Genomic DNA, 19,638 nt, shown 5'->3' on the forward strand with positions numbered 1-19,638 from the left:
ATTAAATTCTAAGTGAGATGACATTAAACCGTCATTATCTCCTTTTCCTTAGTAGCAAGTATGCTGTCGATTCTTTCAATATAACTATCGGTTAGATCCTGAACTTCCTTTTCAGAATCTTTCAGCAAGTCTTCTGAAATTTCAACTTTTTTAAGATCATGCATGGCCTGTTTCCTGTCGTTTCTAACACCTACTTTGGCGTCTTCGGCTTCGGCTTTGGCCTGCTTGGAGAGTTGTTTTCTTCTTTCTTCGGTTAAAGGCGGAACGTTAATGATCACACTTTCACCATTGTTCATAGGATTGAAGCCCAGATTTGCCTGCATGATCCCTTTTTCGATCTCAGGGATAAGGCTTTTTTCAAAAGGCTGGATAGAAAGGGTTCGCGCATCAGGAGTGTTCACATTGGCCACCTGGTTAAGCGGAGTCTGTGCCCCGTAGTATTCAACCATCACACTTCCAAGCATACTTGGATTGGCTTTTCCGGCACGAATATTAGAAAGCTGTTTTTTAAGGTGCGAAATGGCTTTTTCCATTCCTTCCTTTGCTTCTTCTAGAATTAATTCAACTTCATCCATTTTAATATGATTTACAATTTCAGGTTATAGGTTCACTTTGGTTCCAACACGTTCGCCAGTAACTACTTTTAATAGGTTTCCAGGCTTATTCATGTCAAAAACTATAATAGGTAATTCATTTTCCTGACTAAGGGTGAATGCTGTGGTGTCCATCACCTTAAGTCCTTTTTTAATAACATCTTCAAATGTAATAAAATCGAACTTGGTAGCAGCTTTGTCTTTTTCGGGATCTGAAGTATAGATACCATCTACCCTGGTACCTTTCAAAATAACATCTGCTTTAATCTCTATGGCTCTTAGTACGGCTGCAGAATCTGTTGTGAAATATGGATTCCCGGTCCCGCCTCCAAAAATTACCACACGACCTTTTTCGAGGTGGCGGATAGCTTTTCTCCTTATAAAGGGTTCGGCAACTTCATTGATCTTAATGGCAGATTGCAGTCTGGTCTGGATATCGGCATCTTCAAGGGCGCTCTGTAAAGCCAGGCCATTGATCACTGTAGCCAGCATTCCCATGTGGTCGCCCTGTACACGATCCATTCCACGGCTTGCACCTGCCACACCTCTAAAGATGTTTCCTCCTCCAATAACGATCGCCAGTTCTATACCTTTATCCACTACCGTTTTTATTTCCTGTGCATATTCTGCCAGGCGCTCCGGATCAATGCCATATTGGCGGTTTCCCATTAAGGCTTCTCCCGATAGTTTTAAAAGTATTCTTTTGTATTGCATAGCTGATTTTTAGGTAATCGTTGCAAATATAACCAATATCTGAATTTGAGAAATATAATGCCGGTAAATGTGGGAGTTGATGCGCATAATTCCGAAAAAATGACGGGAGTGACAGGGTTTTTCCGAATTATTTCAGAAAGAATACCGTGGCCGGATTTTTGATATATTTGATAGCTGAAACAGAAAAAACTTTTAAACCTATGATGGGATATTATATAATAGCGGGACTTATTTTTCTTGTGAGTATGTTTGTAAGCAATAAGCTCAAGAGCAAATTCAAGAAATATTCGAAAGTTCATCTTCAAAACGGGATGAGCGGAAAAGAGATCGCAGAGAAAATGTTACGGGATAATGGTATTCACGATGTAGAGGTTATCTCGACACCTGGAATGCTTTCCGATCACTATAACCCTTCAAAGAAGACCGTGAACCTTAGTGAAGGAGTTTATTCACAAAGAAATGCCGCAGCCGCTGCCGTGGCTGCTCACGAATGTGGTCACGCTGTACAGCACGCAAAAGCATACAGCTGGCTGCAAATGAGAAGTAAGCTCGTGCCGGTGGTGAGCGTGGCCTCCAAGTTGTCACAATGGGCAATTTTTGGTGGTATCATGCTAATGGTGATGGTCGGCTCTGGAATTGGTCAAACCGTTTTACTGCTTGGTATCATTATGTATGCTATGGGAACTTTATTTAGTTTTATTACGCTACCTGTAGAATATGATGCCAGTAAACGTGCCCTGGTATGGCTTGAGAATGAGAATATGCTTACCGCTTCTGAACATGATGCGGCTGAAGATTCTTTAAAATGGGCGGCAAGAACCTACGTGGTGGCTGCTATTGGTTCACTGGCTACACTGCTCTATTTCCTGAGTCTTTATATGGGAAGAGATTGATAGAGATTATTTAAAATAAATGAAAAGCGGCCCGACAGGCCGCTTTTTTATATCTTGATCTGACGATTGAGCTGCTGATTAAGGGATATAAAGGTTTCAGTTCTTGACACCCCTTCTATGGCCTGAATATTCTTATTAAGCACATGCATTAAATGCTCATTGTCCTTACAAAGTATCTTAATAAAGATAGACCAGTTTCCGGTTGTGTAATGGCACTCTATTACTTCCGGAATTTCGCTAAGCTTCTTTACTGCCTGTGGATTACTGACTGCCTTGTCCAGATATACTCCAACAAAGGCCATGGTTTTATATCCTAAAAGACGTGCGTCCAGTATCATACGCGAACCTTCTATCAGGCCTGATTTTTCAAGTTTTCTTAAGCGCTGATGCACCGCAGCTCCCGTTATGCCAATATTCTTTGCTATCTCAAGGATAGGTTTTTTGGCATCCTCCATCAGGAAGTTAAGAATGGTTTTATCGATTCCGTCCAGCTGAACATTTTCGTTTATGATCTTCATAGCTTACTTTTTGATAAGTAAGCTAAAATAATAAAAATGCTTTTCAATTTTAATTTCCTACTTCACCAAATGGGTTGTAGCCTAGATATTCCGTTTCTTTTTCTTTAAATATGATACCATGACTCTCAAGTTTTTTGAGAATAGGTTCGTATACCTCCCTGTTAATTGGGAGCTGAACCCCAGGGGTGGTTATTTCTTTATTGAGGATCATGATCGCAGCCATAGCCACAGGTAGCCCAACGGTCTTAGCCATAGCCGTTTTCGACTGATCTTCCCCAATATGAACCATTGTAGAATCTATCTGTTTTTTCTCTCCGTCAAGCTCGTAACCGAACTTATGGTACATCACGATCATATCCTTATCGTCTGGAGATAAAGACCATTTATCCATCAATATCTTCTGGAGTGCCTGCGCCGGAGTGGCTTCTTTAAGCCCTATTTTTTTGTTAGGATTGAAAATATCAAGCTCCAGCAACTTCTCCCACATGATATCATCCTGATCTATCTTAAGATTATGACGGGTTTTGAGTTCTACAGAATCGCTGGGGGAGTAGGGCAGAAATGAATTGATGAAGTCACGATAACTCATTTCTTCCGAATTCTTCATAACAAAACTGTCATCTGTCATCCCCAGCTGGACGAACATGTTCCAGGCACGGCTGAAACCAACTTTTCTGATTGTGCCGCGGTAGAGTGTTAGAGCATCTTCAAGGCCATAGATACTCTGGTATTTCAATGAATTGCGGTTAGCATAACCTTCAAATTTTCCATAACCTTCAATTTCGAGGAATTCGGTACGACGAAACAGACGGTTATAAGGTATATATTTGTATTTACCTTCCTGAATGAATTCAGCAACGCCGCCCTGGCCCGCTACCACTACATTTCTCGGATTCCAGGTGAATTTGTAATTCCAGAGGTTGGTGTCGCTTTCAGGGGCCACAAGGCCTCCGGTAAAAGACTCAAAAAGCAACATTTGCCCTCCTTTATCTCGTATTCTATCTATGATCTGCATGGCACTCATATGGTCTATTCCGGGATCTACGCCTATCTCATTCATAAAAACAAGGCCTTTTTCCTTTACCTGTGCATCCAGGGCTTTCATTTCATCACTTATATAAGAAGCGGTTACCATATTCTTTCCAAATTTCACACAGTCTCTGGCTACTTCAATATGAAATCGTGCGGGAAGCATTGAGATTACGAGATCAGCTTTCTGAATGGCGGGCTCCCGGCTTTCAGCGTCGAAGACATCAAGGCTAAACGCTTCGCATTTAGGATGGTCTTTACAGGCTTTTTTAGCATTATCGATGTCTAAGTCACCAATTCTAATATAAAGGTTTTCGGCTTCAGCCTTTTGTAACAGGTAGTCAATGAGGACAGAGGTGGATTTTCCAGCCCCCACTATTAATATTTGTCGCATAAATTAAGTTAGTTTTGTGTAGTGCAAACGAATGTATTAAATCTTTGCATCAAATAAAATTGAAAATATGAACAGAAAATTTTTGATCGCCGGAGCCATTTTTGGGTTACTCGCTGTAATACTGGGAGCTTTTGCAGCTCATGGATTAAAAGAGGTGATTTCTGATAATTCTCTGGATTCTTTTGAGACTGGTGTTCGATTCCAAATGTATCATGCATTCTTATTGTTAATTCTTGGAGGATATGTTAAAGGGAAGACAAAAAAACTTACGTGGATATTTTATCTGATAGTAGTGGGAGTGATCATGTTTTCTGGATCTATATTTTTACTAGCAACAAATGCTCTTACTGCATTTGACTTTACCCGTATAGCCTTTATTACGCCTGTGGGAGGCAGTCTTTTGATCATCGCCTGGATTGTCTTATTGCTGGAATTCATAACGTTAAAAAAGAAATAATTTGAGGACGTTTGGCTATTTATCTGTTTAAGATTTTTAATTTTGTATGCCTAAACAAACCACAGAATTGATTTTTTTATGGTCGAAAACACCCAAATTACGAAAACGATTTCGTTAGAGGATTACGGGATCATTAATGGCAAAGTACATTACCAGTTATCTCCACAGGAACTTCATGAAGAAACAATAAGGCTCGGCCAGGGAGTAGAAACCTCGTTTGGGGCTCTTGCCGTGAATACCGGGAATTTTACCGGAAGGTCTCCGAAAGACCGTTTTATTGTAAAAGATGAAGTAACTAAAGATAAAGTGTGGTGGGGCGAGATCAATATTCCTTTTGATCCGGAAAGATTTGATAAACTATACGATAAAGTTGTCGCTTATCTTGGAGGCAAGGAAGTATATGCCCGTGATGCATTTGCCTGTGCAGATGGGCATTACCGTTTGAATATAAGGGTGGTCAATGAGTATCCTTGGTCCAATATGTTCGCTTTTAATATGTTTCTGCGTCCCGGGGATGCTGAACTTGAGAATTTTAAAGAGGACTGGCTTGTTATAAATGCTCCCGGCTTTAAAGCCGATCCTGAAGTAGATGGAACACGCCAGGAGAATTTTGCCATTCTTAATTTTTCTAAGAAGATCGCTCTTATTGGTGGGACCGGCTATACCGGTGAAATTAAGAAGGGAATCTTTTCAGCCCTTAACTTTATACTTCCTGTATATAAAAATACTTTGCCGATGCATTGTTCCGCTAATGTGGGGGAAGATGGTGATACGGCTATATTCTTTGGACTTTCAGGTACAGGTAAGACCACCTTATCTGCCGATCCTGAAAGGAAACTGATAGGTGATGATGAGCACGGCTGGACTCCAGACAATACTATCTTCAACTTTGAAGGAGGTTGTTATGCAAAGGTGATCAACCTATCTGAAGAAAACGAACCAGACATTTACCGGGCGATTAAGCCAGGAGCAATTCTCGAAAATGTTGTGCTAGACGAAAAAGGGAATGTTGATTTTGAGAATACCACGATTACCCAAAATACAAGGGTAAGTTATCCTATACATCATATTCATAATATTCAGGAGCCTTCTGCAGGCGAGAATCCAAAGAATATATTTTTCCTTACAGCAGATGCCTTTGGGGTATTGCCTCCTATAAGTAAACTTACGCCGGGTCAGGCCGCTTATCATTTTATTAGCGGTTATACTGCCAAGGTAGCTGGTACAGAGGCCGGGGTGGAGGAGCCAATTCCGAGTTTTTCAGCTTGTTTCGGAGCGCCGTTTATGCCGCTTCACCCAACTGAATATGCTGAAATGCTAAGTGCCAAGATGAAAGCTGCCGGAGTGAATGTATGGCTGGTGAATACTGGCTGGACCGGTGGGCCATATGGTGTGGGAAGCAGGATGAAGCTTAAATACACCAGGGAAATGATTAGCGCGGCACTGGAAGGTAAGCTGGATAATGTGGAATATGAAACGCACGAGATCTTTGGTCTTCAAATGCCAAAATCCTGTGAAGGAGTACCTTCAGAGATCCTGAATCCAAAGAATACATGGCAGGATAAAGAATCGTATGATAAGAAAGCAAAAGAGCTGGCTAATTTCTTCAGAAAGAATTTCAGTAAATTCGAGACTTATGCCAATGAAGAAATAATGAATGGCGCACCAAAAGAATAGTTTTTAAATTGTTAGATGTTGTAAATGAAAAATCCGGTCAGAGTGTCTGACCGGATTTTTTTATTCATTCAAATCTCCACACCTGGATATTGCTATTTCTTATTTACCTCGCTTATATATTTACTGATTGCCATGGTCATACTTGGAGTTTCGGGCGTTGGAGCCTTGATATTCACCACCAGTCCATGCTCTTTCGCTGCCTTTATAGTAGTGTTGCCAAACACAGCGATCCTTGTATTATTTTGTTTAAAATCCGGGAAATTCTCAAAAAGGGATTTAATTCCACTTGGGCTAAAGAATACCAGGATGTCGTAAGTGACATCTTTAAGATGGGAAAGGTCGCTTACCACTGTGCGGTAGAATACTGCTTTCTTCCATTCAACTCCAAGTTTGTTCAGCGTTCTGGGAACATCCGGCTTCAACATGTCTGAAGATGGGAGAAGAAACTTTTCATTCTTATATTTTTTGATCAGCGGCGCTAATTCAGCAAAAGTTCTCTGGCCCACATAGATCTTTCTTTTACGGTAAACCACATATTTCTGCAGATAATAGGCCACGGCCTCGCTCTGGCAAAAATATTTCAATGTATCGGGCACCTTATATCTCATTTCCTCTGCAATTCTAAAGAAATGGTCTACAGCATTACGGCTGGTAAGTATAATTGCCGTATAATTTGTGAGATCTACTTTTTGTTGTCTCACTTCTTTAGACGGCACGCCTTCAACATGAATAAAAGGTATGAAATCAATTTTTACTTTTTGCTTTTCCTCCAGCTCAAAATAAGGCGAATTTTCGACCTTAGGCTCTGGCTGAGAAACCAAAATTGTTTTCACTTTCATATATAAAACTTTATTAGATCCTCTTTAGTTTGTAATAAGCTTGTACAAAATAATATAAGGGGCAATTTCAAGTGCGCAAAGGTACAAAATAAAATAGAACCAATTGGCGCTAAGCACACTTTGATTTCTTCTGTAAATAATAAATAATGCTATAGAGTTAGCGGTTATGGCGATACCTCCTATCAGGCCTATTATCAGTGCTGTGGGATTCAGGCTGTAGATCAGGAAAAGGGAGGCAAAAAGCAGGAACAGGGAAATGAAATTGCGATAGCTGAATTTCTGAAAAAGGTAATAATCGATCTTTTCGTCAATTTCAAAGATGTTGCCAATGATTTTTTCCACTCCTGCCTTTATAAGTAGAAGGCAAAGGTAGGCTGTAAAAATCCTGATGAATACTATCCAGGCCGGCTGAATGAGTTCAACAAAATACCTGTACGTAATAAAAAGAAAGATGGAAACAGCCAGGGCCTGAACACCTAACAATAAAATGTTAAAAGGATGAAAAGCTTTGTTCTCCTTTCCTTTAAAGGCTATAAATTTACCCGAATTCAAAAGTGAAATAAATTCTTCAAAGCGCTGAGGGAACCATAATTTTGCAAAGACCAAAAGTATAAAGCAGGCCAGAAATACCAACGTGATCCAATCTTGATATTCGGAGATTCTTTCAACAGCCTGCATAAATTTTTTTTACAAATTTAAAATTTTGGCCCTTATTAGCGGTGCCCCAGATAAAGTTTTGAAGATTTAATTTGCCTACATTTGTGCAAAATTTTCGGGAATGACGAATGGGATAATTATTATACCCACTTATAATGAAATTGAAAACATTGAACGCATCATAAGAAATGTGTTCTCTCAAAGGCGTAAATTTCATATTCTGGTTGTAGATGATAATTCTCCCGACGGGACCGCTACAAGGGTGAGAACCTTGCAGGCCGAGTTTCCTAAACGTCTTTTCCTTGAAGAGCGTATAGGAAAACAGGGATTGGGAACCGCATACATTCATGGTTTTAAATGGGCTCTTAACAGGGATTACGATTATATCTTTGAAATGGATGCTGATTTTTCCCATAATCCTAATGATCTGGTAAGGTTGTACAATACCTGCAAAAGAGACGGAGCCGATGTTGCTATAGGATCGCGATACATAACCGGAGTAAATGTCATTAACTGGCCCATGAACCGTGTGTTAATGTCCTGGCTGGCTTCGCGATATGTAAGGTTCATAACAGGAATGGATGTGGAGGATACCACTGCCGGTTTTGTTTGCTATAAAAGAGAAGTACTGGAAGCCATTAACCTTAATAAGATTCAGTTTGTAGGTTATGCTTTCCAAATAGAGATGAAGTTCAAATCCCATTTACTGGGTTATAAAATAGTTGAAGTACCGGTTATCTTTACTGACAGGACCCGGGGGACTTCCAAAATGAGTAGTTCCATAATATCGGAAGCTGCTTTTGGAGTAATTAAAATGAAGCTGAAAAGTCTGTTTAACAGGATAAAAGTCTGATGAGAAAAATACTAATTAAGAACGCTAAGATCGTTAACGAAGGAAAGATTACAGAAGGAGATGTATTTATTGAAAATGGCATCATTTCAGAGGTGTCTGAAAGCATTAGCGCCAAATCACCCGATTTAAGTATCTATGATGCTGAGGGTACCTATCTGCTTCCGGGTCTTATTGATGATCAGGTTCATTTCAGAGAACCAGGCCTTACTCACAAAGAATGTATAGAAACTGGCTCCATGGCTGCTGTGGCCGGGGGGATCACTTCCTTTATTGAAATGCCCAATACCCTTCCGCAGACCACTACCCAGGAGTTGCTGGAAGATAAGTTCAATATCGCGGCCAAAACATCTTATGCCAATTACTCTTTCATGTTTGGCGGGACTAATGATAATCTTGCCGAAATAGAGAAAATAGATCCTAAGAAGGTAGCTGCCCTGAAACTTTTTCTTGGTTCTTCCACAGGGAATATGCTTGTAGATGATGAAAAGGTACTGGAGCAGATATTTAAAAAATCACCTGTATTAATAGCGGTACATTGTGAAGATGAGCAGACCATAAAGGATAATCTCGCCGAGTATAAGGAAAAGTACGGGGATGATATTCCAATTGAGATGCATCCTAAGATTAGAAGTGAGGAAGCTTGTTATAAATCGTCTTCAAAGGCGGTTAAACTTGCACAAAAAACCGGTGCCAGGCTTCATGTCTTCCACATTTCCACAGCAAAGGAACTCAGTCTTTTTAACAATAAGAAACCTTTAAAAGATAAGAAGATCACTGCCGAGGTATGTATTCATCACCTTTGGTTCAATGATTCCGATTACGCGAAAAAAGGTACTTTAATTAAATGGAATCCTGCGGTAAAAACGAAAAAGGATCAGGAAGCTTTATTACAGGGTCTTCTGGACAACCATCTTGATGTGCTTGCGACAGATCATGCTCCTCATACTAAGGAAGAGAAGAAAAATCCTTACACCAAGGCGCCGAGTGGCGGTCCGCTGGTTCAACACGCTCTTCCGGCTCTTCTTCAGATGTATCATCAGGGCAAGATTTCTCTTGAAAAGATTGTGGAAAAAGCCTGTCATAACCCGGCGATCCTTTTCCAGATAGAGAAGAGAGGATTTATAAGAGAGGGATATAAGGCAGACCTGGTACTGGTAGATCTTAATTCTCCCTGGGCAGTACAACCCGATAATATTTTTTCCAAATGTAAATGGTCTCCGTTTGAAGGAACAACCTTTAAATCCAGGGTTACCCATACTTTTGTGAATGGTAGATTGGTGTACAAGAACTTTAAACATCAGCCGTTTTCTAACACTGCAGAAAGACTCACTTTTGATCGTTAAGGCTAAAAATATTATTCTTTTACTGTTAGTGGTTTTTTCAGTATCCTGTCAGGACTTGAAAAAGACAGAGAAGCCCGATGATCTTATCCCCGAAGATAAGATGATAGAGGTGCTTACTGAATTATCCCTTCTTCATGCAGCACGAAATTATAACAGGTCCAAGCTTGAGGAAACAGGGATAAGACCGGAAGAATATATTTACGAGAAATTTAATATAGACAGCCTCCAGTTTGAAAGAAGTAATAACTTTTATGCAGAGCAATATACCGATTACGAGCGTATCTATGATAGTGTAAAAGTGAGGATACAGAGAATGAAAACTCGGCTGGATTCGTTAAGGGAAGTGGAGGTTAAAAGGGAGGACAGTATTAAAATGGCTGAAAAAGATTCCCTGAAAGTATTGGATTCTCTGGGTATAGACACTGATTCGTTAAGATCTGAAATCAAGGAAAAAAAGAAGCTGAGAGCAGATAGTCTTTTACCTCCTCCCGCTTTAATGAGGAAAAAGATGGACTCGATGAATTAGTTCTTCTGTCCGGTCTCTTTTAAATATAGATCTGAACTTTCTTTAAGCACGCGGGAAATTGGAGTAAACTCCATGCCTGTTGCTTCCTGAATTTTAGAATTCCGGTAGTAGGTTTTGGTATAAAGAGTTTTGACGGAGTCTCTTGTAATGGCTCTTTTCATGCCAAAAAAGCTGCCAATTTTCTGAACTACCCAGCCCATTTTCACCATCCATTTTTTTAATGGCCTGGATGGTTTGGGTTTATCCATAAATTCTGCCGTAGTCTTTAAAACATGCTCAAAACTTAAATTTTCTCCTACCAGGATAAATTGTTCATTGCTGATGTTTGAACTCATAAGCAGGAGCATTGCCTTGACAACATCCTGTACGGCAACAAATCCGCTGACTTTAGGGAAATGATATTTTAAGCCTTTATCAATTCGTGTGAAAATTTTTCCGCTTCCAGTGTTCCAGAAACCAGGGCCTATGATTATTCCCGGGTTTACGATCACCGTATTGACACCTTCCTGGGTGCCACGCCACACTTCGATCTCTGCTCCGTATTTTGAGATAGCATAGTCGTTATGATTCTCTTCGGGATTCCACTTTGCATTTTCGTCTATTTCAGCATTTCCCTGGCCAGTGCCTATGGCGGCCACACTACTTACATAGCAAAGCTTTTTAACCTTTTTGGCGATGCAAAGGTTTACAACATTGGCTGTTCCTTCAATATTTATCTTCCGGAGTTTTTTTTCGTCGGCCGGATCAAATGAAACGAGCGCGGCACAATGATAAACGAAGTCCACATCTTTGAAGGTTTCGGTAAGAGCCGGGATATCATTTATATCTGCCGTTACCCACTCTATCTTATTGAAAAGTCTATCTGCTTCTGCCTTTTCAGAATAATATCCAAACACCTTTCTAACCTCCCTAATATCACTGGATGGACGTATGGTCGCCCGAATATTTTCGTTTTTTCGTGCGAGTTCATATAAGAGATGGGTGCCTACTAAACCTGTTCCGCCTGTTACCAGAATCATGCAGTAAATATAGCTAAAGCACTTAGGAAAAATAAAGCTTTATGGTATCTTTACGGCTGTTTTTAAAAAGAATTGAGTTTTTATGAATCAAATAGCGGTGAAATCTTTCAGAAAATGAAGATTTTCACCGGGTTGAGGATATAAGCCGAAGTAAGGAAAATATAGAAATATGATTAAGAATCTGGTGGAAGAACTTAGATGGCGTGGAATGTTACACGATGCCATGCCCGGAACCGAAGAACATCTAAACGAAAAAATGAGAGCGGCATATGTTGGTTTTGATCCAACTGCCGATTCTTTACATATTGGGAACCTGGTGCCCATTATGCTGCTGGCACATTTGCAGCGAAGCGGTCATAAGCCTATCGCCCTTGTGGGGGGGGCAACCGGTATGATAGGAGATCCCAGTGGAAAGTCCAGTGAAAGAAACTTGCTTGATGAGGAAACCTTAAGGCATAATCAGGAATGTGTAAAGGATCAGCTTTCTCAATTTCTTGATTTCAAAAGCGGGAAAGAGAATGATGCGGTGATGGTGAATAACTATGACTGGATGAAAGAGATCAGTTTCCTTGAATTTATTCGTGATGTGGGTAAGCACATTACCGTAAATTATATGATGGCCAAAGATTCGGTAAAGAACCGTATTTCCGGAGAGGGAACCGAAGGTATGTCTTTTACGGAGTTTACTTACCAGCTGGTGCAGGGCTACGATTTTTATCATTTGTTTGATAAGATGGATTGTACTTTACAGATGGGAGGTAGTGACCAGTGGGGAAATATAACCACGGGAACCGAACTGGTTAGAAGAAAAGCAGGAGGTAAGGCTTATGCGCTTACCTGTCCTTTGATCACAAAGAGCGATGGCAGTAAATTTGGTAAAAGTGAAGACGGAAATATCTGGCTTGATGCAAAACGCACCTCCCCATATAAGTTTTACCAGTACTGGTTGAATACGAGCGATGAGGATGCTGAAAAATATATCAAGATTTTTACTTTTCTCGATAAGGAAGAAATAGAGGGTCTTATTGCTGAGCATAAGGAGGCGCCTCATGAGAGAAAACTTCAAAAGCGACTGGCAAAGGAGGTTACTATAACTGTTCATAATGAAGAGGAATATGAGAACGCCGTGACCGCTTCAGAAGTTTTGTTTGGAAAGAGTACGGCAGATGATTTCAGGAAACTGAACGAAGCTACTTTTTTAGATGTTTTTGAGGGAGTACCTCAGGCTGAGGTTGAAAAGCACGAGATAGAGAACGGTCTGGATATGATAGGCGCACTTGCTGCCAAAACCGGGTTTTTGAATTCCAATGGGGAAGCCAGGAGAGCACTGAAGGAGAATTCGGTATCGGTAAATAAGGAAAAAGTTAAGGAAGATTACACCATCACCACTTCAGACCTTATTAATGATAAATATGTGATCCTGAACAAGGGTAAAAAGAATACTTACATTATCAGAGCGGTATAAAATACAAAACCCCTTAAGCGAGCGCCTAAGGGGTTTGCAACTAACTAACCAATCTAATATGAAAAATTTCACTTAGCCTGCAGATAATGATCTGTGCATCATTGATATCTGCATCTTTTGTGTCGTAAAAATCATTTCTTCTTTACAATCGTTCTAAATAATTTTTTTAAAAAATTATAATAAAAGCAAGTTACAACCTCTAATGTCACTATTATCAAACCTTCCGAGGATTTCAATTTCTTTATTTTTTTTTCTTCCAAGGTCCTGGGTGGCAATAAATGAGCACGAATTTATATTGGCTAGATCTATCACATTTATACCTCCGGTTCTTCCTTCGTCCTGAAACGACAGTGCGTCTTCCGGATCCCGGATAAGGATCCTCATCCATGGAGGACACTCAAAAACACCATTTCCTTTGGAATACGCCTGCGAAAGCAATTCGGTCATTCCATATTCGCTATGTATGGCGTCTATTCCAAAGCCTTTTTTAAGGTGATGATGGAGTTCTGCTCTTATCATTTCCTTGCGCCTGCCTTTCATTCCTCCCGTTTCCATTACAATAGTATTCTTTAGGTGAAAGGTGTTCTCTTCCAGAAGATCCAGCAAGGCGAAAGATACCCCTATTAGGAAAACCTTTTTGTCCTTTTTATCCAGTTCTCTTAATTTTTCTGCAAGTTCGTGAAGGTTGTGAAGGTAGAATCCGCTTTCAGGACTGTCAGAATTTTTAATAAGCGAATCCACCATATAGATAAGGGAAGAGCCCTCTCTTTCAAGGTAAGACGGAAGTAGCGCCAGAAATATATATTCCCGGGGGTCACCATAAAAGTTATGGAAAGCAGTTAGAAAACTCTTTTCGTAAAGCCGAAGATCGGTAACATGATGCTTGCTGGTATTTGCGCTGGTAGTACCACTACTTGTAAAAGTGATCTGTGAAGGCTGATTCCCTGAAATAATTGTCTTGTTTTTGAAGAACTCTATGGGAAGGAAGGGTATTTCTGCCAGAGAATTCACTAAGTCGGGAGTTCTTTGGAGAAGCGCACAGAACTGGTTATAGACCTTATTATTATTGTACTGGTATCGAAATACCTCCATGCACAGGCCTTCGAATTCATCTTCATTGGAGATCCGGAAAATTTGTTCTTGAAGCATAGAGGAGAAGCAAGTTTATTCCAAAATTAAGCAATAAAAAAGCCTCTGAAACAGAAGCTGATTAAAAATAAGAAGGAATACAGGTTTATTTTACCACCAGCTTTCGGGTAGCTTTAGCTGTTCCTTCCTGAATTTTAAGTATATAAATACCTGGAGTTAAGGATGATACGTCCATCTCTCTTCCCCTGATCCGGGTCTTGTAAACAGATTTACCAAGTACATTGAAAATCTCGATCACCTTATCCTGATTCTTCGACGAAGAAATATAAACTTTTCCTCCGGTAACCGGGTTAGGATAAATGGATAGACCTTCTATAGGAGTCTCTGTTCGCTGTGGAACACGCGAAGATTCCTGAGCAACTGCGGGAGCCGCAACCATCAGAAAACCAACAAGTAAAAAAGTTATTAAGTACTTTTTCTTCATTCTTCGCAATAGAGATTTCAACAAACTTACAAATAAAATTTCAAAAATCCTGCCAATAAAAAACTATAAAGTTTAAAAATTATATAAATAAAAAACCGGACTGATACTAAAAACCCGGTTTTGGTCTATTGGCTGAAATTCAAATTATTAGAGTAATTCTACTGTTGGTTTGCCCTGTTAAATGTGCCCAAGTCTACAGTAGCGTCCACCTCGTAGGTGGCTTCCAAAGAAGGAGTAACACCTTACTATCTTAATTTCGGTAAGATCAGTTCTGTTTTCATCATCAATATCGAGTACCGTATCGTAGCCTTTAAGGGGTAGCCTCGTAATGGTGGCGCCTGAATTCTTCTTGAATTGAATGGCAGTCCCCCTGGTTTCAGAAACAGCAGTGAGGTTAACGATACTTGGATTCCTGTTTTCTCCGTTAACCTCAATTGCAGTAGAGAAGTTCCCAATGGTATAAAGCCTGGATTACCTTAAGATTAATCCTTTGTCATTATAATGTTAGCTTAAGGTTACTATTTGTAAGAAGGCCTTTAAATTGAAATTAATGGTTAATTTTATGGCGCTTAACATAGCGTGGATCACTATGAAAAAAAAGGACATTCAAATTTTGCTGGTTGATGATGAGCCAGATATCCTGGAAATTGTTGGTTATAATCTCTCTTCAGAAGGTTATACGGTTATAACGGCCAACAATGGGACAGAGGCAGTTAAACTGGCAAAAAAAAAGAAGCCGCAATTGATCATTCTGGATGTGATGATGCCCGAGATGGATGGAATAGAGGCCTGTGAAAAGATCAGGAAACTTCCGGATATGGAAGATACCATCATCACTTTTCTTACAGCCCGGGGCGAAGATTATTCACAGATGGCCGGATTCGATGCCGGAGCAGATGATTATATCACCAAGCCAATTAAGCCAAAAGTACTGGTGAGTAAGGTTAAAGCTTTACTTCGTCGTTACAGGGAAGATTCCGCTTCTTCTCATATCGTTAAATTAGGAGATATTACCATTAATCACGAAGAATATAAAATCGTTCAGGAAGGAGAGGAAAAGGCCCTGCCCCGAAAGGAATTTGAATTGCTTTCTTTGCTGGCCTCAAAGCCAGGTAAGGTTTTCAAAAGAGAAGATATCCTTGGTAAAGTATGGGGAAATGATATCGTGGTAGGAGGAAGAACTATTGATGTACATATCAGAAAACTACGCGAAAAAATTGGTAACGAGAAAATAAAGACCATTAAAGGAGTAGGTTATAAGTTTGTAATTTAATGTCAGAAAAGTTAAGGCGCTCATATAGATTTGCTTTACGAACCTCCTTATACATTAGTATCTTTCTGGGAGGGCTCGTGAGTGTCTTTATGTATCTGGATCTCGATTTTTCGGCTACATGGCTTATTCTTTTTGTGTTGCTCTGTTATTTTTTCTGTTTCATTATCATTCAGTATAGAGTAGAAAGGTTCATATACCGGCGCATCAAAAAGGTTTACGATAATGTTTCCCTTTTGGATTCTAAGACGCTCAGTCCTAACCAGATCACTACAGATATGTCCAGCCTTACCAGGGAGGTGAAAAAATTTGCAGAAGATAAGATGCTCGAGATCGAAACCTTAAAAGTGAGGGAGGCTTACAGGAAAGAGTTTATGGGAAATGTATCACATGAACTTAAAACTCCTCTTTTTACCGTCCAGGGATATATACTTACGCTTCTGGACGGTGCATATAAGGACAAAGCGGTTCGGAAGAAATATCTCAACCGCGCAAGTAAAGGTGTTGAGAGGCTTATCTATATAGTAAAGGATCTCGATATGATCACCAAACTGGAAACCGGGGATCTTCATTTAAGGCATGAGAGTTTCGATATTGTAAAGCTTATACAGGCGTCTTTTGATTTGCTTGAAATGAAGGCGGCTAAAAAGAATATTACGCTAATCTTTGATATGAACTATGTAGAGCCGGTCATGGTTAGGGCAGATAAGGAAAGAATTCAGCAGGTGCTCACCAACCTGATCGTGAATTCCATAAAGTATGGAAAGAAGGGTGGTACTACCGAAATAAGCATAGAGAACCTGATAAAGAACAAAGTTATTATTCGGGTAACCGATAATGGTGAAGGAATTAAACAGGAGAATATCACGCGCCTTTTTGAAAGATTCTACCGCGTTGATAAAAGCGGGTCACGCAAAGAAGGGGGGTCAGGCCTTGGATTGTCTATAGTAAAACATATCCTGGAAGCACATGGGGAAAAGATCTATGTTGAAAGTGTATTTGGAGTAGGCAGTGAATTCTCATTCACCCTCGAAAAAAGCAAAGAGATCCCTGAAGCAAGTGTGAACCCCGAGATCCCTTAACCCATCATATTGTTTGATCTCATCTAATTTTGATAATTTGAAATCATCCTGCTGGCAAAAAGGGGCTATTTTCAGCTTTTTCATCCTCTGTGCAAGATATTGTTGTTCATCCTGACCCGGTGTCGGAATAAAGAAAGCCTTCTTTTCAAGTCTTGCAAGATCCATTAAAGTAGTATAGCCTGGTCTGCTTATTATCAGTCTACTGCAGTTTACAGCCTCCTGAAGTGCGCTCCCATACAGGTAGTTTTTTATATTGATATTAGGATTTTGATTTATATCCGTGACCTCTTCAGAGATCACACCTCTTACAAAAAGTATGCTGGCTTCGGTTTGTTGCAGTTCCCGGAGTAAAATGGATTCTAGAATGCTGCGCTGAGGTTCGGGTCCGCTCAATAATACTAGATAATCATAGATTTGGGAGGCTTTTGTTTTTTTAAATCGGCTAAGCGGCCCAATATATTTTACATTTTCAGGTTTCTTCTCAAGATGGCCTAAACGACCACTGAGATTTTTTTCCCCTTCCAGGTCGGGTACCCAGCATTCATCAAATTTCCTTATATAGCTTTGATGCAGAAAGCTGCTCAGGAAAGAAGTGCTGCCGCTGAGTACATTTAACTGGTGGGTTATAAAAATGTTCTTTTTGAATTTTGTGCTTTTTACTCCCCATCGGTTGTCTGAAATGATGCCGGCCAGGTCATAGGTATCTACCAGCCTCTCAGTTAATTTTTTCTCGGCCTTAATGGTCCTGATGATTCCGGGAGTCCTCATCATCAGTTTCCATTTTAAAGACTTTCCATTTGTGGAATACTGAATATTATAGGAGGGAAGTTCTATATAGGTTAAATGAGGGAACTCCTTTTGCAACAGTTCGCCGGCTTCCCCATCTGAGGCTATAACGGGTTTATAATCATGTTTTTGTAGATTTCTGATGATGGGGATACATCGGGTTGCATGTCCCAGTCCCCAGTTTAACGCAGCTACCAGTATTCTCTTCTTTTGCATAATAGCCCGTTTTCTTGTCTACAGGTGTTCGATTTTCTTTAATTTTACCAAAATATTAATTTTTGTGGGAAGTAAGAACAAACTCAGACGCTTTAAGGAAAACGAAAAATTTGAAAATGTGATCCAGCCTTCCCGTGAGGAATTGCTGGATGGATCATTTGAACTTAAAGGTAAGTGGAGGGAGAAATTCTTTAAAAATGATAAACCTGTGATCCTCGAACTTGGTTGTGGAAAGGGAGAGTATACCGTTGAACTCGCAAAACAGGATCCAAATAAAAATTATATTGGAGTTGATATAAAAGGTGCCAGATTCTGGCGCGGGGCGAAGACTGCTTTGGAAGACGGCCTTGACAATGTCGCGTTCGTAAGAACACAGATTGAACTTATTGAACATGTGTTTCAAACCGGGGAGGTGGATGAAATCTGGATAACTTTTCCCGATCCGCAGATTAAATACAAAAGGACCAAGCACAGGCTCACCAATACTGATTTCCTTCAGCGATATAAGAACATTCTGAAAGAGGACGGAGTGGTACATCTTAAAACCGATTCGGAATTCATGCATGGTTATACTCTTGGTCTTCTGCATGGTGAGGGGCACGAAGTGTTGTATGCGCATCATGATATCTATAGAAATGAATATTCACCAAAAGAGGTGACAGGGATACAGACTTTCTATGAAAAACAGTATCTTGAAAAAGGAAAACCTATTACGTATATTCGGTTCAAGATTAAATAAGGGGTATTGGAAGAAACAAAACTATTCCTGATAACTTACTTTGCTGCATTCCTGGGGGTGGTTCCTCCGGGTCTGGTGAACATGACGGTGGCTAAGACCTGTGTGGAGCGAGGCAAGAAAAATGGGATGTATGTGGCATTTGGAGCTGCCATCGTGGTTTTAATCCAGGCAATCATAGCCGCATTGCTTGCCAAGTATATTTTTGAACATCCGTTTGTAAGAAGGATGCTTTTACGGGCGGGATTGGTTATTTTCTCAATTCTTTTCGTGTATTTCTTCCTGAAGGCCAGGAAAAAGAAAAAATTCGAACATTCCGCAAAACAGGCCAATGCACATAGCATTTGGAAAGGTATGCTGGTTGCTGTTCTCAATCTTTTCCCCATTCCTTATTTTGTTGCCATTGCAGGAGCTATGGACCTCACAAATACGGTCACTTATGACTGGTCCATGATTATTTCATTTTCATTAGCGGCTGCCCTGGGGAGTTTTTCAACCCTGTACCTGTACGTGGTTTCGTTTGCTAAAATTGAGGAGAAAGTAGATTCTTTTGCAAAGTATTCCAATTACTTCATGGCAAGCCTTATGATGGTTCTTATTGTTATTACTCTTGTAAGGATGTATAATCTTTAGGATGAAGGCTAACGAGGGTTTCTTTGAAAGGGTTTATGAGGTATGCAGGCTTATTCCTGAGGGGCGGGTGACATCTTACGGTGCCATTGCAAAATATCTGGGCGCAGCCCGTAGTGCCCGTATGGTTGGCTGGGCAATGAACTCTTCCGGGAATATGGATGATGTTCCTGCTCACCGTGTTGTTAACCGCAATGGGCTACTTACAGGTAAAAGTCATTTTGGAGGCAGTGATGCCATGCAGCAGCTCTTGGAGGAAGAAGGAGTTCCTGTCAAGAATCTGCAGGTTCAGGATTTCAATAAATATTTCTGGGATCCGGGGAAGGAACTCACCTGATTTCAGGATTTGAATTTCTATAATTTCCTGT

The 19,638-nt window shown here is 40.2% G+C and carries 22 protein-coding genes; 12 read left to right on the forward strand and 10 right to left on the reverse strand.

Going from position 1 to position 19,638, the window contains the following annotated elements; translation table 11 throughout:
* Positions 1-23 precede the first annotated feature (23 nt).
* Both frr and pyrH read right to left on the reverse strand, forming a co-directional pair.
* A complete protein-coding gene (gene frr / locus EZJ28_RS01330; protein WP_131394076.1) occupies positions 24-575 on the reverse strand; it encodes a ribosome recycling factor in 552 nt (183 codons plus the stop codon).
* Positions 576-599: 24 nt separating this feature from the next.
* Positions 600-1,307, reverse strand: a complete 708-nt coding sequence (gene pyrH, locus EZJ28_RS01335; protein WP_131394078.1) for a UMP kinase — start codon at positions 1,305-1,307, stop codon at positions 600-602.
* A gap of 200 nt (positions 1,308-1,507) precedes the next feature.
* Here pyrH and EZJ28_RS01340 point away from each other — a divergent pair, with 200 nt between their 5' ends.
* Positions 1,508-2,200: a zinc metallopeptidase gene (locus tag EZJ28_RS01340; protein ID WP_131394080.1), complete on the forward strand. Its 693-nt coding sequence runs from the start codon at positions 1,508-1,510 to the stop codon at positions 2,198-2,200.
* A 47-nt stretch (positions 2,201-2,247) separates the two neighbouring features.
* Here the strand turns inward: EZJ28_RS01340 and EZJ28_RS01345 are convergent, their stop codons facing one another.
* The gene (locus tag EZJ28_RS01345; RefSeq protein ID WP_131394082.1) at positions 2,248-2,718 is read right to left on the reverse strand and encodes an Lrp/AsnC ligand binding domain-containing protein; all 471 of its coding nucleotides are present in this window, start codon (positions 2,716-2,718) and stop codon (positions 2,248-2,250) included.
* A 49-nt stretch (positions 2,719-2,767) separates the two neighbouring features.
* Complete coding sequence (locus EZJ28_RS01350; protein WP_131394084.1) at positions 2,768-4,141, reverse strand: saccharopine dehydrogenase family protein; 1,374 nt, start codon at positions 4,139-4,141, stop codon at positions 2,768-2,770.
* A gap of 67 nt (positions 4,142-4,208) precedes the next feature.
* Here EZJ28_RS01350 and EZJ28_RS01355 point away from each other — a divergent pair, with 67 nt between their 5' ends.
* Positions 4,209-4,598: a DUF423 domain-containing protein gene (locus EZJ28_RS01355; RefSeq protein WP_131394086.1), complete on the forward strand. Its 390-nt coding sequence runs from the start codon at positions 4,209-4,211 to the stop codon at positions 4,596-4,598.
* A gap of 78 nt (positions 4,599-4,676) precedes the next feature.
* On the forward strand, positions 4,677-6,275 hold the full coding sequence (gene pckA, locus EZJ28_RS01360) for a phosphoenolpyruvate carboxykinase (ATP) (protein WP_131394088.1): 1,599 nt from the start codon (positions 4,677-4,679) through the stop codon (positions 6,273-6,275).
* Between the two features lie 92 nt (positions 6,276-6,367).
* Here pckA and EZJ28_RS01365 read toward each other — a convergent pair whose 3' ends face one another.
* Both EZJ28_RS01365 and EZJ28_RS01370 read right to left on the reverse strand, forming a co-directional pair.
* The gene (locus EZJ28_RS01365; protein ID WP_131394091.1) at positions 6,368-7,114 is read right to left on the reverse strand and encodes a uroporphyrinogen-III synthase; all 747 of its coding nucleotides are present in this window, start codon (positions 7,112-7,114) and stop codon (positions 6,368-6,370) included.
* Positions 7,115-7,138: 24 nt separating this feature from the next.
* A complete protein-coding gene (locus EZJ28_RS01370) occupies positions 7,139-7,792 on the reverse strand; it encodes a DUF4271 domain-containing protein (protein ID WP_131394093.1) in 654 nt (217 codons plus the stop codon).
* Between the two features lie 100 nt (positions 7,793-7,892).
* Here EZJ28_RS01370 and EZJ28_RS01375 point away from each other — a divergent pair, with 100 nt between their 5' ends.
* From EZJ28_RS01375 to EZJ28_RS01385, 3 genes are read left to right on the forward strand one after another with little or no spacing between them, the layout of a single operon-like run.
* Positions 7,893-8,624, forward strand: coding sequence for a polyprenol monophosphomannose synthase (locus tag EZJ28_RS01375; protein WP_131394095.1), 732 nt, complete (start codon positions 7,893-7,895; stop codon positions 8,622-8,624).
* Complete coding sequence (locus EZJ28_RS01380) at positions 8,624-9,967, forward strand: dihydroorotase (protein ID WP_131394097.1); 1,344 nt, start codon at positions 8,624-8,626, stop codon at positions 9,965-9,967. The genes EZJ28_RS01375 and EZJ28_RS01380 overlap by 1 nt, the downstream gene beginning before the upstream one ends.
* Before the next feature lie 55 nt (positions 9,968-10,022).
* On the forward strand, positions 10,023-10,493 hold the full coding sequence (locus EZJ28_RS01385; RefSeq protein WP_165499013.1) for a DUF4296 domain-containing protein: 471 nt from the start codon (positions 10,023-10,025) through the stop codon (positions 10,491-10,493).
* On the opposite strand, the gene EZJ28_RS01390 is transcribed toward EZJ28_RS01385, so the two are convergent.
* Positions 10,490-11,512 carry an NAD-dependent epimerase/dehydratase family protein gene (locus tag EZJ28_RS01390; protein ID WP_131394101.1) on the reverse strand — a complete coding sequence of 341 codons (1,023 nt, stop codon included), beginning with the start codon at positions 11,510-11,512 and terminating at the stop codon, positions 10,490-10,492. The genes EZJ28_RS01385 and EZJ28_RS01390 overlap by 4 nt on opposite strands.
* Before the next feature lie 169 nt (positions 11,513-11,681).
* Here EZJ28_RS01390 and tyrS point away from each other — a divergent pair, with 169 nt between their 5' ends.
* On the forward strand, positions 11,682-12,977 hold the full coding sequence (gene tyrS / locus EZJ28_RS01395) for a tyrosine--tRNA ligase (RefSeq protein WP_207388420.1): 1,296 nt from the start codon (positions 11,682-11,684) through the stop codon (positions 12,975-12,977).
* A gap of 174 nt (positions 12,978-13,151) precedes the next feature.
* Here the strand turns inward: tyrS and EZJ28_RS01400 are convergent, their stop codons facing one another.
* Both EZJ28_RS01400 and EZJ28_RS01405 read right to left on the reverse strand, forming a co-directional pair.
* Positions 13,152-14,126, reverse strand: coding sequence for an acyl transferase (locus EZJ28_RS01400; protein ID WP_131394103.1), 975 nt, complete (start codon positions 14,124-14,126; stop codon positions 13,152-13,154).
* Positions 14,127-14,211: 85 nt separating this feature from the next.
* A complete protein-coding gene (locus EZJ28_RS01405) occupies positions 14,212-14,550 on the reverse strand; it encodes a T9SS type A sorting domain-containing protein (protein WP_131394105.1) in 339 nt (112 codons plus the stop codon).
* 589 nt (positions 14,551-15,139) lie between these two features.
* On the opposite strand from EZJ28_RS01405, the gene EZJ28_RS01410 reads away from it, so the two are divergent.
* Positions 15,140-15,823, forward strand: a complete 684-nt coding sequence (locus EZJ28_RS01410; RefSeq protein ID WP_131394107.1) for a response regulator transcription factor — start codon at positions 15,140-15,142, stop codon at positions 15,821-15,823.
* Entirely contained in the window at positions 15,823-16,902 is a 1,080-nt protein-coding gene (locus EZJ28_RS01415) for a cell wall metabolism sensor histidine kinase WalK (protein ID WP_131394109.1), read from the forward strand. Before EZJ28_RS01410 ends, EZJ28_RS01415 begins: the two co-directional genes overlap by 1 nt.
* On the opposite strand, the gene EZJ28_RS01420 is transcribed toward EZJ28_RS01415, so the two are convergent.
* On the reverse strand, positions 16,840-17,904 hold the full coding sequence (locus EZJ28_RS01420) for a glycosyltransferase (RefSeq protein WP_131394111.1): 1,065 nt from the start codon (positions 17,902-17,904) through the stop codon (positions 16,840-16,842). The two genes, EZJ28_RS01415 and EZJ28_RS01420, sit on opposite strands and share 63 nt — an antisense overlap.
* A gap of 64 nt (positions 17,905-17,968) precedes the next feature.
* On the opposite strand from EZJ28_RS01420, the gene trmB reads away from it, so the two are divergent.
* Genes trmB through EZJ28_RS01435 form a run of 3 tightly spaced genes read left to right on the forward strand, consistent with a single transcriptional unit; the run spans position 17,969 to position 19,607 of the window.
* A complete protein-coding gene (trmB, locus tag EZJ28_RS01425; protein ID WP_131394113.1) occupies positions 17,969-18,643 on the forward strand; it encodes a tRNA (guanosine(46)-N7)-methyltransferase TrmB in 675 nt (224 codons plus the stop codon).
* Between the two features lie 6 nt (positions 18,644-18,649).
* Positions 18,650-19,273 carry a LysE family translocator gene (locus tag EZJ28_RS01430; protein WP_131394115.1) on the forward strand — a complete coding sequence of 208 codons (624 nt, stop codon included), beginning with the start codon at positions 18,650-18,652 and terminating at the stop codon, positions 19,271-19,273.
* A gap of 1 nt (position 19,274) precedes the next feature.
* Positions 19,275-19,607, forward strand: coding sequence for an MGMT family protein (locus EZJ28_RS01435; RefSeq protein WP_131394117.1), 333 nt, complete (start codon positions 19,275-19,277; stop codon positions 19,605-19,607).
* Positions 19,608-19,638 lie beyond the last annotated feature (31 nt).

The sequence above is a fragment of the Gramella sp. KN1008 genome (assembly GCF_004332155.1).
In the GTDB taxonomy this organism is placed as follows: Bacteria; Bacteroidota; Bacteroidia; order Flavobacteriales; family Flavobacteriaceae; genus Christiangramia.

Excerpts from the sequence above, each read along its gene's own strand:
- EZJ28_RS01400 (WP_131394103.1), bottom strand. The coding sequence starts at position 14,126 with ATGCTTCAAGAACAAATTTTCCGGATCTCCAATGAAGATGAATTCGAA.
- EZJ28_RS01435 (WP_131394117.1), top strand. The coding sequence starts at position 19,275 with ATGAAGGCTAACGAGGGTTTCTTTGAAAGGGTTTATGAGGTATGCAGG.
- EZJ28_RS01380 (WP_131394097.1), top strand. The coding sequence starts at position 8,624 with ATGAGAAAAATACTAATTAAGAACGCTAAGATCGTTAACGAAGGAAAG.
- EZJ28_RS01415 (WP_131394109.1), top strand. The coding sequence starts at position 15,823 with ATGTCAGAAAAGTTAAGGCGCTCATATAGATTTGCTTTACGAACCTCC.
- pyrH (WP_131394078.1), bottom strand. The coding sequence starts at position 1,307 with ATGCAATACAAAAGAATACTTTTAAAACTATCGGGAGAAGCCTTAATG.
- pckA (WP_131394088.1), top strand. The coding sequence starts at position 4,677 with ATGGTCGAAAACACCCAAATTACGAAAACGATTTCGTTAGAGGATTAC.
- EZJ28_RS01355 (WP_131394086.1), top strand. The coding sequence starts at position 4,209 with ATGAACAGAAAATTTTTGATCGCCGGAGCCATTTTTGGGTTACTCGCT.
- EZJ28_RS01410 (WP_131394107.1), top strand. The coding sequence starts at position 15,140 with ATGAAAAAAAAGGACATTCAAATTTTGCTGGTTGATGATGAGCCAGAT.
- EZJ28_RS01375 (WP_131394095.1), top strand. The coding sequence starts at position 7,893 with ATGACGAATGGGATAATTATTATACCCACTTATAATGAAATTGAAAAC.
- EZJ28_RS01365 (WP_131394091.1), bottom strand. The coding sequence starts at position 7,114 with ATGAAAGTGAAAACAATTTTGGTTTCTCAGCCAGAGCCTAAGGTCGAA.
- EZJ28_RS01405 (WP_131394105.1), bottom strand. The coding sequence starts at position 14,550 with ATGAAGAAAAAGTACTTAATAACTTTTTTACTTGTTGGTTTTCTGATG.
- EZJ28_RS01345 (WP_131394082.1), bottom strand. The coding sequence starts at position 2,718 with ATGAAGATCATAAACGAAAATGTTCAGCTGGACGGAATCGATAAAACC.
- EZJ28_RS01390 (WP_131394101.1), bottom strand. The coding sequence starts at position 11,512 with ATGATTCTGGTAACAGGCGGAACAGGTTTAGTAGGCACCCATCTCTTA.
- EZJ28_RS01420 (WP_131394111.1), bottom strand. The coding sequence starts at position 17,904 with ATGCAAAAGAAGAGAATACTGGTAGCTGCGTTAAACTGGGGACTGGGA.
- frr (WP_131394076.1), bottom strand. The coding sequence starts at position 575 with ATGGATGAAGTTGAATTAATTCTAGAAGAAGCAAAGGAAGGAATGGAA.
- EZJ28_RS01340 (WP_131394080.1), top strand. The coding sequence starts at position 1,508 with ATGATGGGATATTATATAATAGCGGGACTTATTTTTCTTGTGAGTATG.
- tyrS (WP_207388420.1), top strand. The coding sequence starts at position 11,682 with ATGATTAAGAATCTGGTGGAAGAACTTAGATGGCGTGGAATGTTACAC.
- EZJ28_RS01370 (WP_131394093.1), bottom strand. The coding sequence starts at position 7,792 with ATGCAGGCTGTTGAAAGAATCTCCGAATATCAAGATTGGATCACGTTG.
- EZJ28_RS01350 (WP_131394084.1), bottom strand. The coding sequence starts at position 4,141 with ATGCGACAAATATTAATAGTGGGGGCTGGAAAATCCACCTCTGTCCTC.